The following is a 14154-nucleotide window of genomic DNA, read 5'->3' as shown; positions in this document are numbered from 1 at the left end:
CAGCGGCTTCTGCCATGCTGATCAGCACCCGGGGCCATGCTTCGGGCGGGAGGAAACATGAAGTTTGTCACGTCACTCGGAGCGGGGACGGCCCTTTGGCTGTTTGCTGCGCTCAACGTTGCTTCGGCGCAGGATCTGAATGTCCTGTGTGGCGTCGACGAAGACTGGTGCCTGACCATGGAAACAGCGTTTGAGGCCAAGACCGGCCTTGAGGTTGCCATGGAACGCAAGAGCACTGGTGAAATCCTTGACCGGATCCGCGGCGAGCGGGCCGACCCCGTCATCGACGTTTGGTGGGGCGGAACGGGCGACACCCATCTGCAGGGTGCTGCCGAAGGGTTGATGGAGCCCTATCAGCCTGCGCATTCCGAAGACGCCCTTCCCTGGGCACAGAACTTCTTCCAGATGTCCGGCGGCAAGGCCTCCGGCGTCTATGCCGGCGCGCTCGGTTTTGCCTACAACGCCGATATCCTGGAAGACATGGATGTTCCGACACCGTCCTGCTGGAAGGACCTCACGGATCCGCAGTATCGCGGCCTGGTTCAGATGGCGAACCCGAAATCCTCCGGAACCGCATTCACCGTGCTTGCCACGCTCATCCAGCTTCTGGGCGAAGATGAAGCCTTTGCCTATCTGTCAGCGCTGGCCCGGAACATTCCCAGTTTCACCACGTCCGGTGCGGCGCCGGTCAAGGCGGCCGCGCGCGGGGAAACCGGGATCGGTATTTCCTTCATTCATGACGCGGTCACACAGAAGCTGGCCGGAGCGCCGCTGGTGATCGTCGCGCCCTGCGAGGGCACCGGCTACGAGATCGGCGCCGTCAGCATCGTCAGCGGTGCAAGGAACCTGGACAATGCCCGCCGCTTCGTCGATTTCGCGATGAGTCCGGACGGACAGGCAACCGGCGCGGCCTCGGGGCAGAACCAGATCCCGTCCAATGCCAGGGCGGCGCTGCCGCCGGCTGCTCCCGATATCTCGCTCATCCGCATGGTCGACTACGACTTCGCAACGTTCGGATCGCCCGAGCAGAGGCGGCGGCTGCTTGACCGTTTCGACAAGGAGGTGCTGCAGGGCGCCAGCGCCGTCGAGACCCAGTAGAGGAACCGGCTTCGACACCAGACCTGACCGACAACAACGGACCGTCCCAACGGCTCCGAACGGGAAAACTGTGCCCGTTGCCCGGTCAAAACCCAGCCCAAGGGCTGAACAGCAGTCTGCCGCTTCCGGACGGAACCGGCAGGAAACCAGAAGTGGAGGAAAACATGTCCCTGAAAACTCTAGCCGTCGCGATGCTTGCGACCGTTGCCCCATTTGCTGCGTCCTCGGCGCAGGCAGCGGGCAATCTCAACGTCATCTGTTCTGCCGATGTCGTGATCTGCGAGCAGCTGCAAGGCGACTTTGAAGCCAAGCATGACATCAAGGTCAACATGGTGCGCCTGTCGTCTGGCGAGAGCTATGCCAAGATCCGGGCTGAATCCCGCAATCCCAAGACCGACATCTGGTGGGGCGGCACCGGTGATCCGCATCTTCAGGCGGCTTCCGAAGGCCTGACCGCGCAATACAAGTCGGATCTGCTCGGCGACCTTCATGCCTGGGCACAGATCCAGGCGGCCAGTTCCGGTCATCGCACCGTGGGCATCTATGCCGGCGCGCTCGGCTGGGGCTACAACACGGAAATCCTGAAAGAGAAGGGGGTTGCAGAGCCGAGCTGCTGGGCAGACCTGCTGAAGCCGGAACTGAAAGGCGAGGTCCAGGTCGCCAATCCCAATTCCTCGGGGACGGCCTATACCGCGCTTGCATCGCTGGTCCAGATCATGGGGGAAGACGAGGCCTTTGCCTATCTGAAGGAGCTCAACACCAACGTCTCCCAGTACACCAAGTCCGGTTCCGCGCCGGTGAAGGCGGCCGCACGCGGCGAGACCGGTCTCGGTATCGTCTTCATGCATGATGCCATTGCGCAGGCAGCCTCCGGCTTCCCGATCAAGCCGATCGCGCCCTGCGAGGGCACCGGCTACGAAATCGGCTCGATGTCGATCGTCAAGGGTGCCAAGAACATGGACAACGCCAAGATCTGGTACGACTGGGCGCTGACACCGGAAGTCCAGTCGCGCATGAAGGAAGCCAAATCCTTCCAGCTGCCGTCCAACAAGGCTGCCGAAGTGCCGCCGGAAGCTCCCAAGTTCGAAGACATCAAGCTGATCGACTACGACTTCGCGACTTACGGCAATCCGGAGACACGCAAGAACCTCCTGGAGCGTTGGGATCGTGAGATTGGCGCCATCGCCAACTGATCCCGGCATCCGAAGAGACCCGCTGGGGAATTGTCCCTTCCCCGGCGGGGCCAGCCGCGCAAGCCTTTGGCCGCGGCATTTTGACAACCAGAAATCAGCAAGCAGGGGTAGCCATGCACAGTGGCAACAAACGGCTGAACGCGCTTCTCGCGATCGGCGTCTTTGCCTTTCTATTCGTGCCCTGGTACCGGGTGGAAGGCGGCTTTTTTGCATTTGAATGGCCATCGGAGTTTTTGACCGATCCCGATCTGGCGCCCGGTCTGTTGCAGATCGCAGGCGAAGACCGCTTCTGGCTGGTGATTGCGCTGGCCCTGTTCCTGGCCGGTTGCGGCACACGCTTTCTGGCCACAGGTGAAACACGCGGCAAACTGCTGGCTGCGACCGGGTTTGCCGGGATCCTCTTCATGGCCCTGCAGGGACTTGCCATCAGCTTTACCGGCTGGGCATGGACCTTTCCCGAAGCGGCTCTCGGCACGCTCCCGTCCGGGCAGCCTGCCATGGGGGCAGGGGCAATCCTGTTGTCGCTGATCTTCGTGCTCTTCATCGCGTTCGGTCTCGCAGAACGCGGCTTCATGAAGGGAGACGCGTTTGTTGTCGGCTCGATTTCGGTGCTGGTGTTCCTGGTCACGGTGTTCATTTTCTATCCGATCGGTTCGATGTTCGCCGGCTCGGTCCAGGATTTCGACGGCTCCTTCAAACCGGACGGCTTCATCCGCAACATGCAGGACCCGGCCATCTGGAGCCTCGACTGCGTGATTGGCGGCAACCGCTGTGGCGTGGCCTGGCGCACATTGTTCCTGGCGGTGATGACCGGGCTTGGTTCCACCGTGCTGGGGCTTGCTTTCGCTCTCATGGCGACCCGGACGCGGTTTCCCTTCAAGAAAGGCCTGCGCCTGGTGACGGTGTTGCCGATCATCACGCCGCCCTTCGTGATCGGCCTTGCCCTGACCTTGCTGTTCGGCCGCTCGGGTGTCGTTACCGAAGCACTCGATGTGGTGTTCGGCATCGAACCAAGCCGCTGGCTCTATGGGCTCACCGGCATCTGGATCGCGCAGGTTCTGTCCTTCACGCCGATTTCCTTCCTGGTGCTGATCGGTGTTGTCGAAGGTGTCAGCCCCTCCATGGAAGAAGCGTCCCAGACGCTGCGCGCCGACCGATGGCGCACCTTCTGGAAGGTGTCCCTGCCGCTGATGAAGCCGGGCCTCGCCAATGCCTTCCTGATCGGCTTCATCGAAAGCATGGCGGATTTCGGCAATCCGCTGGTGCTTGGCGGCAGCCATGGGGTGCTGTCGACCGAGATCTTCTTCGCGGTCGTCGGATCGCAGATCGACCCCTCGCGGGCGGCGGTGCTGGCAATCATTCTGCTCACCTTCACGCTGTCCGCCTTTCTGGCGCAGCGCCTGTGGCTGTCGGGAAAGAACTTTGCCACCGTGACCGGCAAGGGCGACAGCGGTGCACATGCGGGCCTTCCAAAAAGCCTGTCGGTCACCGTTTACGGCATCGCGCTTCCCTGGATGGGGTTCACCATCGTCGTCTACGGCATGATCCTGTTCGGCGGGTTCGTGAAAACCTGGGGCCTCGACAATTCGCTGACGCTGGAACACTACGCCCGCGCTTTCTCGGTCCAGTTCGGCGAAGGGGGACTGGTCTGGACGGGTGTTGCCTGGAATTCCTTCTGGACGACAATGGAAATTGCGCTCATTTCGGCGCCGCTGACGGCAGCCGTCGGTCTCCTGACTGCCTATATCATCGTGCGCCAGAAATTCGCCGGCAAGAATGCCTTTGAATTCGCCCTGATGATGAGCTTTGCCATTCCAGGCACGGTCATCGGCATCAGCTACATCATGGCGTTCAACCTGCCGCCGCTGGAGATGACCGGGTCCGCGCTGATCCTGGTGGCCTGCTTTGTCTTCCGGAACATGCCGGTTGGTGTGCGCGGGGGCATTGCCGCCATGAGCCAGCTCGACAAGAGCCTGGACGAAGCGTCGCTGACCTTGCGCGCCAACAGCGCCAGGACCTTGCGCAAGGTGATCCTGCCGCTGCTCCGGCCGGCCATCACCGCGGCGCTGGTCTATTCCTTCGTCCGGGCGATCACATCGATCAGTGCCGTGATCTTCCTGGTCAGCGCCGAGTACAACATGGCCACCAGCTACATTGTCGGCCTGGTCGAGAACGGCGAGTACGGCATCGCGATCGCCTATTCCTCGATGCTGATCTTCGTGATGATCACGGTGATTGCCGGTTTCCAGCTGCTGGTCGGCGAACGCCGCCTGCGGCGGGAAAACCGCGTTGCCGGTGTCGCAAAACCCCGAAACATCCGTCTCACGCAGGAGAAAACCGCATGAGCGAGCTCAAACCCGGTTCTGTCGTCTTTGAAAACGTGCGCAAGGACTTTGGCAGCTTCACCGCCATTCCGGACTTGTCCATCACCATCGAGCCAGGCTCGCTGGTAACGCTGCTCGGACCGTCCGGATGCGGCAAGACCACCACCTTGCGCATGCTGGCCGGTCTGGAGCACCCGACATCGGGCCGAATTCTGATCGGCGGGCGCGACGTGACCATGATGGCGGCCCATGAACGGGACGTCTCCATGGTGTTCCAGTCCTACGCGCTGTTTCCGCACATGACTGCGCTCGACAACGTGGCCTACGGGCTGGAATCGTCAGGCTTCAACAAGAAACAAGCGCGGGAGAAAGCGGAAGAAGGCCTTGAACAGGTCGGCCTGTCCGGCATGGGGCACCGGTTGCCTGCCGAGCTCTCCGGCGGCCAGCAGCAGCGTGTCGCCGTTGCGCGGGCGCTTGTGCTCAATCCGCAGGTGCTGCTCCTGGATGAGCCCCTGTCCAACCTCGACGCCCGTCTGCGGCGAAAGGTGCGAACCGATATTCGCGAGCTGCAGCAACGGCTCGGCTTCACCGCTGTCTATGTCACGCATGACCAGGACGAAGCGCTGGCTGTCTCCGACCGTATCGTGGTGATGAAGGACGGACACATTGCGCAGCAAGGGGCGCCGCGCGAACTCTATGAAGAGCCGGTCTCGGAGTTCATTGCCGATTTCATGGGAGAGGCCAATGTCGTCGCTTGCGAGATCGTCGCGCGAGAAGGCGATGACGCGGTGATTGATGTCGGCGGGTTTCAGCACCGGCTGCGCGCGCGGCAGGTTTCAACGGGCAGGGCCCGCCTCGCCGTGCGGCCGGGAGCGGTCGTGCTCAACTCGGATACGGAGGCGGGCCTCGGGGGCGAGATCCTGACCGCGGCCTATCTCGGTGATCATGTCGAGTACGAGATCGAGACTCCCGTCGGCAACTTCTTCGTGATCGATCATGCGGTCGACCGGACACTGGCACCCAGGAGCACCGTTTCCCTGGGCTTCAGAAACCGCGGCCTGGCCCTGATCGAGGCGTGACATGACGGTTCAATGCAAAGGGGCACCAACCATGAACGCAGATCTCGCGGACCGCTTTCGGTTCGCACAGGACCTCGCCGAGGAGGCGGGCGCTCTCGCGCTTGACTATTTCCGTCGCCGCAAGGACCTGACCGTCGAGATCAAGGGCGGTCTTCAGGACGTGGTCTCGATCGCGGACCGCGATGTGGAGACGCTGATCCGGCGCAGGATCGCAGCTGCGTTTCCCGAAGACGGCATTCTGGGCGAGGAGCAAGGTCTGCTGGACGGTCGCAGCGGATACACGTGGGTCGTCGATCCGATTGACGGCACCTCCGCCTTTGTCCACGGACATAAAAACTGGTGTGTGTCCATCGCGCTGACCGATGACAGCGAGCCGGTGATCGGCGTGATCCGGGTTCCCTGCGATGACGAGACCTATGCGGCTCAGCGAGGTGGAGGCGCAACGTTGAACGGTACGCCGTTGACGCTTGACGGGGCGTTGACATTGCAGAACGGTCTGACCGGTATCGGCGCGAGCCAGTCGGTTGTTCCGGAAAAGGTCGGCGCACTGATCAGCGGTCTCATGGCAGTGGGCGGTAACTACATTCGAACCGGGTCGGGGGCGCAGATGCTTGCCTTCGTTGCGGCCGGTCGTCTGGCCGGGTTCCACGAGCCGTCCATGCATGCCTGGGATTGTCTGGCCGGATATTGCCTGGTTGCAGAAGCAGGTGGCTTGTGTCTGCCATTCCCGGCAAAGGGAGAGGGGCTTTTGAACAGCGGGCCTGTGCTTGCAGCCGGGCCCGGCGCCTTCGAGGCGCTCAGGGACCTGGCGGAAACCAGCATCTGTCTGACTGATTGACGTTGCTGTTTAAAAGCCTGCGGAGCGGTTTCACCGGCCGCTCCTTGCTCGGCTTCTTGAATAGCCATGATATTCCGCAAAACCTGCTCGGATGAGTTGAGTGAGAATCGGGTCAGGTGCATTGATCAAATTAACATAAGTTGTTGTCTCTGACGTTACGTTAATTTTCAAGAGTATTTGACTATCTCGGGTATATATATGAATTTCTGTGAAGAAACTAATTGGTTTGAAAATTTGAATCGACCTTCTTGTCTCTGATGATATCTTTGTTTGAGTGATTCATTGTAAATTTTGCTATTTTTTATATAGGTGATGTCAAATTATGGCGATAATGGTCACTGGCGGCGCCGGATTTATCGGATCGAATTTTGTTCTCGACTGGTTCAAGGAAACCGATGAGCCGGTGATCAATGTCGACAAGCTGACCTATGCGGGAAACCTGCATAATCTGGACAGCCTTCTCAACCATCCAGGACACCAATTTCTGCAGGCCGATATCTGCAACAGAGAGGAAATGCGTGAGATTGTCGGCAGCTACAGGCCGCGGGCCATCCTCAATTTTGCGGCCGAAAGCCACGTGGACCGGTCGATTGCCGACCCGCGGGATTTTATCGAAACCAATATCTGCGGCTTGTTTACGCTGTTGGACATCGCCAGGGATTATTGGGACACCCTGCCCGAAGATCGAAAGAAAAGCTTCCGCTTTGTCCAGATTTCGACGGATGAGGTCTTCGGCAGCCTTGCACAGACAGACACGCCCTTTGTTGAAGGCAGCAATTACGCGCCCAACAGCCCTTATAGCGCAAGCAAGGCGTCTGCGGATTTCCTGGCTCGTGCCTATAACAGGACCTACGGTCTGCCGACGATCGTCACCAATTGCTCCAACAACTACGGTCCCTACCAGTTTCCCGAAAAACTCATCCCGCTGGTCATTCATAACTGCCTGAACAGGCTGCCGATACCGATATACGGCGACGGCAGGCAAATTCGTGATTGGCTATATGTCGGCGACCATTGTGCCGCGCTGCGCCTGTTGCTCGAAAAGGGCATTGCCGGTGAAAACTACGTCATTGGCGGTCGCAATGAAGTTCGCAACATCGACATGGTTCGGACCATCTGTCGCCTGGTCGACAGCAGACTGACACCTTCAGCTCTCAGGCGTTCGGAAGAGCTCATCACCTTCGTGGCTGACCGGCCGGGGCATGACACACGTTACGCCATCGACGGCACCAAGATCGAAACCTCACTTGGATGGATGCCACAGGAAACCATCGAGACGGGCCTGGCCAGGACCGTCGACTGGTATCTGTCCAACAGTCCCTGGGTGACCAAGGTGACTTCGGGAGATTACCGGGACTGGGTCGAGCACCAGTACGCATCCTGAACCCACACGCGCGGAGAAAAACGCTTTGGCGGAAAAAGGGATCATCCTGGCGGGCGGAACGGGATCGCGGCTGATGCCGCTCACGAGGGTTGTCTGCAAGCAGCTGCTGCCGCTCTACGACAAGCCGGTGATCTGTTACCCCTTGTCGACCTTGATCAGCATGAATATTACCGACATCCTGATCATCAGCACGCCGTCAGATATCGGCCTTTTTGAGAAGCTGTTCGGGGATGGCGCAGACTACGGACTGAACCTCAGTTATGCCGTGCAGGCCGAGGCCCGTGGCATCGCCGAGGCGCTCATCATCGGCGAAGACTTCATCGGCGATGACCCGGTCACGCTCATTCTCGGCGACAATGTGCTGCATTACACAGATCGGCTGTTGTTTTCTGCAGCTGACAGGTCTGAAACGGCGCGAGCAACAATCTATGCAATCCATGTGAAGGACCCACGACCATTTGCGGTGGTCGAATATGATACCAGGGAGAAGAAGGTGCTCTCCCTTGAGGAAAAACCGGAACACCCCAGATCGAACTATATTGCCATCGGCCTCTACCGCTATCCGCCGGGCGTAGCAGCTCTGGCCAGGACGGTCGAACCCTCCTGGCGCGGCGAACTTGAGATCACCTGTCTGAACGGGCTGTATCTTGAGGCGGACAGGCTGGATTGTGTTCGGTTGCCGCGCGGTGCCGCCTGGTTCGATGTCGGCCGGATCGATACGCTGCTTTATGCGGCGACCTATTTCCAGAACATAGAGCAGCTTCAGGGGTTGAAGGTGGCCTGTCTCGAAGAGATCACCTATCGGCGCGGGCTCATTGATCGGCAGCAATTTGAGAAGTTGCGGGCCGGATACGGCGCAGACAGCGAGTTCGGGCTTTATCTCGACAGCGTGCTCAGACTGTCTGAAGAGACGGTTTGAAAGGCGGGCACGATTGCCCGCCTTTCCTTCAGGATCAGGATCAGGATCAGGATCAGGATCAGGATCGCGGTTTCAGGTTTTCCGGATCGTAAAGCGGCGCATAACCGACGCCGGCGACTTCGACCGGATAGGTCTCGGAGAAATACTCCACGGTCAGTTTGCGGCCGACCTCGCAATAGTCCTGCGGCAGATAGGCAAGGGCGATGTTCTTGCCGATGGTCGGGCCATAGGCCACGGACGTGGTGTAGGAAATGCGGCCCAGGCTGTCGACGAGGGTCTTGCCGGTTTCCGGATCCTGCACCGGCATGGCGCCGACGGGGAAACGTTTGACGCCGCTCGCATCGGTGTTTTCCGTCATCACCAGCGTGCACAGCATGGCCGGCTGCTTGTCACGGGCGCGATATTCCAGGTGTTTCGCCTTGCCGCGGAAATCGGCTTCCTTGACCTTCGGGCGGGCAAGATCGGCCTCGTAGAGATTGTACTGGGTCAGGAGGTCGGCGTTCTGCAGACGCAGTGACTTTTCCATGCGCCGGGAGTTGGCGTAGGTCTCCACGCCAACGGCAATGACACCAGTGGAGCGCAGCGCGTCCCAGACCGCCAGGCCATCCTCGTATTTCATGTGAAGTTCCCAGCCCTGCTCACCGACATAGGACAGCCGCAGCGCGGAGACCTTCTTGCCGGCAATCTCAAGCTGGCGAATGCCAGCAAACGGGAAATTCTCCGGATCGAGGGCTGCCGGGTCCGAAACGACCTTCTTCAGATTGTCGCGGGCATTGGGTCCCCAGATGCCGATGGTGGTGAACTGTTCGCTGACGTCGGTGACGGTGACGTCATAGCCCTTTTCCTCGGCGATGCGCTTGACGTAGTGATAGTCGCGCGGACCGGCATCTGCACCGTCGACAATGCGGCAGCGGTCTTCCATGCGGAAGACGGTGAGGTCGGCACGCACATTGCCCTCGTCATCCAGGAAGTGGGTGTAGATGCCCTTGCCGATGTTGTTGTCGCCGCCGATCTTGGCTGCGCAGAGCCATTCCAGCAGCTCGACATGATCCGGGCCCTCAACGTCGAACATGTAGAAATGCGACAGGTTGATGATGCCGCAGTCTTCGCTGAGCGCCAGCTGCTCGGCATTGGAGACGCGCCAGAAATGGCGGTTGTCCCACTCGTTTTCGCGGACCGGAACCTGGTCGCCGTATTTTTCCAGGAGATGCTCGTTGGCAGCATAGCCGTGCGCACGCTCCCAGCCGCCCAGTTCCATGAAATAGCCACCAAGTTCAACTTCGCGCTCGTAGAAGGGCGAGCGTTTCACGCCGCGGCTGGAGACATAGGGCTCGCGCGGGTGGATTGCCGGGAAGTAGATCTTCTGGGCGGCCTCGTAGCAGCGGTTCTCGATGTAGTCCTCGGTCAGCTGGTGGCCGTAGAAGCGGGAATAATCGATGGTCGCGTGGTCGATCTCGGTGCGGCCATCGGTGATCCAGTCGGCGATCAGCTTGCCGTAACCCGGGCCGTCCTTGACCCAGATGGCCACGCAGTACCACAGACCGCGCACCTTCTGGCTTTCACCGCAGGACGGGCCGCCGGCTGCGGACACCTGAAGCAGGCCATTGAAGGAATGGCTTTCGTTGTAACCGATCTCGCCCAGGATCGGCGTCAGCTCCATGGCGCGTTCCAGCGGGTCCATGACCTGTTCCATCTCCAGGTCGCGCTGGGAGGGAGACAGGCGCGCCTGATCCTTTTCCAGGAGGTCTCGCGGATGACAGAGGCGCGGTTCGTTGGGCTCGTAGTAACCCCATTCGATCTGTCCGCCTTCGGCGGTTTTCGGGTCGCCGGTGTCGCGCATATAGGCCGAATTGCCCTGATCGCGCAGCAGCGGGTAGCCGATGTCCTTGCCGGTGCCTTCGAATTCATTATACGGGCCGAAGAAGGTCAGCGGGTGATCGACCGGCATGACCGGCAGGTCCTCGCCGACCATGTCGGCAATCAAACGGCCCCAGAGGCCTGCGCACACGATGACATGATCCGCCATGATCGTGCCGCGATGCGTTTTCACGCCCTTGATGTGGCCGTCTTCGACAATCAGCGACTGGGCCGGCGTGTTGGCAAAGGCCTTCAGCTTGCCGGTTTTTTCACCTTCATCGACCAGTTTGCCGGCAACCGTCTGCGAGCGCGGAATGACCAGACCGGCGTCCGGATCCCACATGCCGCCCTGGACCTGATCTTCCTCGATCAGCGGGAACTTTTCCTTGATCTCGGCCGGTGTGACCAGGCGCACATTGGTGCCGAAGGCCTTGCCCGACGTTACCTTGCGCTTGATCTCTTCCATCCAGGCGTCGTCGCCGGTGCGGGCGACCTCCAGGCCGCCGACACGGGCGTAGTGGCCCATCTTGTCGAAGAAATCGATGGAGTACTGGGTGGTCCAGACAGAGAGATAGTCGTGGCTGGTCGTGTAGCAGAAATCCGAAGCGTGGGCGGTCGAGCCGATGTCGGTGGGAATGCCCGACTTGTCGATACCGACAATGTCCGTCCAGCCACGTTCGATCAGGTGGTGCGCGATGGACGCGCCGACAATGCCGCCCAGACCGACGATGACGATTTGTGCCTTGTCAGGAAATGCTGACATGTCTCATTCCTTTTCCATCAGCTGGAGCCGGGGAACTTTCGCCCGCCCCATGTCTCTTTGCAAACCTGTCGCGGCCCTGCAGTGATTTCATGTTTCATCCGCGCGCCGCAGCCTGTTCCGAATTTCCATGTGTGAGCGGCAGTATCGCGACTGTATGCGGGGCAAAATAGCGTATTTGCGTCATGCGGCAGTATTGCCACGACACGAGGCTTCAAAACGCCGCAGACGGCGAGTGTCCCGGCCAAGGCCTTCTCTCGCGTTCTGTTTTTCTGTCCGGAGCGTATCGTCTGTGTCGTTTGTATCATTTGCCCTTTCCGGAAGGCGGAATGTCGATACAAATCTTACTGTCTTTCCAGTGAGCTGACGCAGCCCGGATACGTCGGGACGTCATTATCTGTGCAGTGGGCACCGGGTCTTGGCCCGGCAGGAACCCGATCGAATTCGGCCTTGGGCCACAGATGCAAAGAGGAAGACTGACATGGCTTTGAGATTGCTGGCACCCTATTCCAAGACGCTCGACTGGAACGCCAATCAGGGGCGCGCCTGGTCTGACTGGATGGAAGAAACGGCGGTGCCGACACAAGAGGACGACAGCGCGTCGCGCTCCTCCCGGCAGAATGACAGAAGTGACGCCGAAACCGGTGCCGGAGAAGATGACACCGCATCTGTCCGCCGAACTGGACGACAGGACAGTGACGAGGACCCCTACCGGACCGTCGAACGGGCAGAACCGCTGGATGCACCGGTCTGGTCCTTCGGCGGTTATTCCTTTGCGCCGGTTCTTGGTGGATTGGGCGGGGGCAGCCTGATCGACTTCTTCAACATCGGCATCATTGTCACACCGGTCAATTACTGGTTCGACTATGGCGGTGTTGATGAGTTTTTCGGCACGAACGGCATCGACCGGGCCTATGGCCTTTGGGGCGATGACGACATCTTCCTGTTTGACGGCAATGACAGCGGCTATGGCGGCTTCGGCAATGACCTGATTGTCGGCGGCCGCGGCGACGACAATCTCTACGGCCAGACCGGCAACGATGTCCTGAGCGGTGATGTCGGCGACGATTTCCTCGATGGGGGTTCGGGCAATGACACGCTGCTTGGTGGCCACGGCAAGGACCAGATCTTCGGCGGCACCGGTAACGACCGGATCAAGGGCGGCTTCGACCGGGATGTCGTGCGGGCCGGCGATGGCAACGACACGGTTGAGGGCGAAGACGGCAACGACACGCTCTGGGGCGACGAAGGCGACGATACGATCTTCGGCGGTGACGGCGATGACCAGCTGTTCGGTGGTCTCGGCCGGGATCTGCTCCATGGCGGAATTGGCGATGATCAGCTCGAGGGCGGCGCCGGAAATGACGTTCTTGCCGGCGATATGGGCGATGACATCCTCAATGGCCATTCCGGCAACGACAAGATGTCCGGTGGCGGTGGCGGCGACCTGATGACCGGTGGCACCGGTGACGACAACATGGAAGGCGGCGCCGGCAATGACCAGCTTGAAGGGGACGAGGGCTCCGACGAGATGGAAGGGGGCGACGGCGACGATACGCTGCTCGGCGGCGCGGACGGCGATTTCCTCTTCGGTGACGATGGCAACGACTACATCCACGGTGGGGCCGGCAACGATCATATCACCGGCGGCGCTAATGATGCCGGAGAGATCGGCGACTATCTGCATGGCGGCGGCGGCTTCGACGTCTTCTATTTCGCGGAGGGCGACAGCGGCGGTGCGTCCGACCCGATGGATGTGATCGGCGACTTCACGCAGGGCGGCGACCTGATCGTGATCGAAGGTTTCTTCGCCCAGTTCATGGGCGAACAGAACGGATTTTCCAACACACCTGGCGCAGAAGCCTATTTCGAGCAGACCCAGAGCGACATCTATGGCGATGTCACCAATGTCTATGTCCGTGACGGCGTCGGCCTTGACGCAGACCTATCCTTCCAGGTGCTGGGACATGTCGATCTGACCCAGAACGACCTGTTCCTCGTCTGAGGATGTCCCGGAGACGGGCGGCGGTCAGTTGACCGCTGCCCGCTTCCAAGCTCCGATCAACTTGCCGCGCTTGAAACCATCCGGTTTGAAGCGCGGTTTTTTGTTTTTGATCCGCAAGTGAGTTGAGACTGATACAATTGAAATAGTCCGCGAAATCAATTCGATAAGTGAGATGCCCATCTTCGTAGTGTCAGCAGGAAAGCTGACGCAACAAAGATGGAGATCACAAATGAAAATGAATGCCACCCTTTTGAGCACGCTTGCGGCATTTGCCCTTGGCAGCGTCGCCACCGTGTCCCTTCCGGCGACTGCCCAGGCGGCCGACCGCATCGTGACCTGCAATGACGGCACGGTCTATAACTTCGGTCCGGACGATGCGATCAGCAACGAGGTCGCCTGCGCCAACCATGGCGGTGTGAAGCCTGCGTCGCCGTTCAAGGCCTCGAAGGTCAAGACCCGCGGCACGACGGTCAAGCCGGCCAAGACGATGCGTGTCTCAGGCAACAGCCAGCGCAACTCGACCGCTGACGGTTCCTATGGCGGCAAAAACAAGGCCGTGGCCTGGACTGCCGGTTGTTATGCCGAGTTCGGTCCGAACGCGACCCATCCGGATGCCGCACTTCTGGAAAAATGCCTCGGTAACTGACGGCGGGGGCGGGTATACGCCCTGGCACCGGTTCAAGATAACCCCGTGTTT

10 protein-coding genes are annotated in these 14154 nt (G+C 60.2%); 9 read left to right on the top strand and 1 reads right to left on the bottom strand.

Going from position 1 to position 14154, the window contains the following annotated elements:
• Positions 1–57 precede the first annotated feature (57 nt).
• The 7 genes from CHH27_RS13760 to CHH27_RS13730 all read left to right on the top strand — a co-directional run bounded on the left by CHH27_RS13760 (position 58) and on the right by CHH27_RS13730 (position 8835).
• Positions 58–1098: an ABC transporter substrate-binding protein gene (locus CHH27_RS13760; protein ID WP_094074736.1), complete on the top strand. Its 1041-nt coding sequence runs from the start codon at positions 58–60 to the stop codon at positions 1096–1098.
• Between the two features lie 164 nt (positions 1099–1262).
• Positions 1263–2291 carry an ABC transporter substrate-binding protein gene (locus tag CHH27_RS13755; RefSeq protein ID WP_094074735.1) on the top strand — a complete coding sequence of 343 codons (1029 nt, stop codon included), beginning with the start codon at positions 1263–1265 and terminating at the stop codon, positions 2289–2291.
• Between the two features lie 113 nt (positions 2292–2404).
• Positions 2405–4636, top strand: a complete 2232-nt coding sequence (locus CHH27_RS13750) for an iron ABC transporter permease (protein ID WP_094072099.1) — start codon at positions 2405–2407, stop codon at positions 4634–4636.
• The gene (locus CHH27_RS13745) at positions 4633–5694 is read left to right on the top strand and encodes an ABC transporter ATP-binding protein (protein WP_094072098.1); all 1062 of its coding nucleotides are present in this window, start codon (positions 4633–4635) and stop codon (positions 5692–5694) included. The genes CHH27_RS13750 and CHH27_RS13745 overlap by 4 nt, the downstream gene beginning before the upstream one ends.
• A gap of 31 nt (positions 5695–5725) precedes the next feature.
• The gene (locus CHH27_RS13740; protein WP_094074734.1) at positions 5726–6532 is read left to right on the top strand and encodes an inositol monophosphatase family protein; all 807 of its coding nucleotides are present in this window, start codon (positions 5726–5728) and stop codon (positions 6530–6532) included.
• Positions 6533–6854: 322 nt separating this feature from the next.
• Complete coding sequence (gene rfbB / locus CHH27_RS13735; protein WP_094072097.1) at positions 6855–7916, top strand: dTDP-glucose 4,6-dehydratase; 1062 nt, start codon at positions 6855–6857, stop codon at positions 7914–7916.
• Between the two features lie 25 nt (positions 7917–7941).
• Positions 7942–8835 (top strand): sugar nucleotidyltransferase, encoded by an 894-nt coding sequence (locus tag CHH27_RS13730; protein WP_094072096.1) that lies wholly within the window; start codon positions 7942–7944, stop codon positions 8833–8835.
• A gap of 58 nt (positions 8836–8893) precedes the next feature.
• Here the strand turns inward: CHH27_RS13730 and CHH27_RS13725 are convergent, their stop codons facing one another.
• Positions 8894–11455 carry an FAD-dependent oxidoreductase gene (locus CHH27_RS13725; RefSeq protein WP_094072095.1) on the bottom strand — a complete coding sequence of 854 codons (2562 nt, stop codon included), beginning with the start codon at positions 11453–11455 and terminating at the stop codon, positions 8894–8896.
• A gap of 478 nt (positions 11456–11933) precedes the next feature.
• Here CHH27_RS13725 and CHH27_RS13720 point away from each other — a divergent pair, with 478 nt between their 5' ends.
• Together CHH27_RS13720 and CHH27_RS13715 are read left to right on the top strand one after the other, a co-directional pair.
• On the top strand, positions 11934–13457 hold the full coding sequence (locus tag CHH27_RS13720; protein WP_094072094.1) for a calcium-binding protein: 1524 nt from the start codon (positions 11934–11936) through the stop codon (positions 13455–13457).
• Positions 13458–13686: 229 nt separating this feature from the next.
• Positions 13687–14103: a hypothetical protein gene (locus CHH27_RS13715; RefSeq protein ID WP_094072093.1), complete on the top strand. Its 417-nt coding sequence runs from the start codon at positions 13687–13689 to the stop codon at positions 14101–14103.
• Positions 14104–14154 lie beyond the last annotated feature (51 nt).

The organism is Labrenzia sp. VG12, from assembly GCF_002237595.1.
GTDB lineage: Bacteria > Pseudomonadota > Alphaproteobacteria > Rhizobiales > Stappiaceae > Roseibium.
Note: the sequence above shows the minus strand (reverse complement) of the source record. Positions and strands in the feature narration are given on the sequence as shown.

Bases quoted from the DNA above. Each gene is read 5' to 3' on its own strand.
- CHH27_RS13750 (WP_094072099.1), top strand. From the start codon at position 2,405: ATGCACAGTGGCAACAAACGGCTGAACGCGCTTCTCGCGATCGGCGTC.
- CHH27_RS13760 (WP_094074736.1), top strand. From the start codon at position 58: ATGAAGTTTGTCACGTCACTCGGAGCGGGGACGGCCCTTTGGCTGTTT.
- rfbB (WP_094072097.1), top strand. From the start codon at position 6,855: ATGGCGATAATGGTCACTGGCGGCGCCGGATTTATCGGATCGAATTTT.
- CHH27_RS13720 (WP_094072094.1), top strand. From the start codon at position 11,934: ATGGCTTTGAGATTGCTGGCACCCTATTCCAAGACGCTCGACTGGAAC.
- CHH27_RS13755 (WP_094074735.1), top strand. From the start codon at position 1,263: ATGTCCCTGAAAACTCTAGCCGTCGCGATGCTTGCGACCGTTGCCCCA.
- CHH27_RS13725 (WP_094072095.1), bottom strand. From the start codon at position 11,455: ATGTCAGCATTTCCTGACAAGGCACAAATCGTCATCGTCGGTCTGGGC.
- CHH27_RS13745 (WP_094072098.1), top strand. From the start codon at position 4,633: ATGAGCGAGCTCAAACCCGGTTCTGTCGTCTTTGAAAACGTGCGCAAG.
- CHH27_RS13740 (WP_094074734.1), top strand. From the start codon at position 5,726: ATGAACGCAGATCTCGCGGACCGCTTTCGGTTCGCACAGGACCTCGCC.
- CHH27_RS13715 (WP_094072093.1), top strand. From the start codon at position 13,687: ATGAAAATGAATGCCACCCTTTTGAGCACGCTTGCGGCATTTGCCCTT.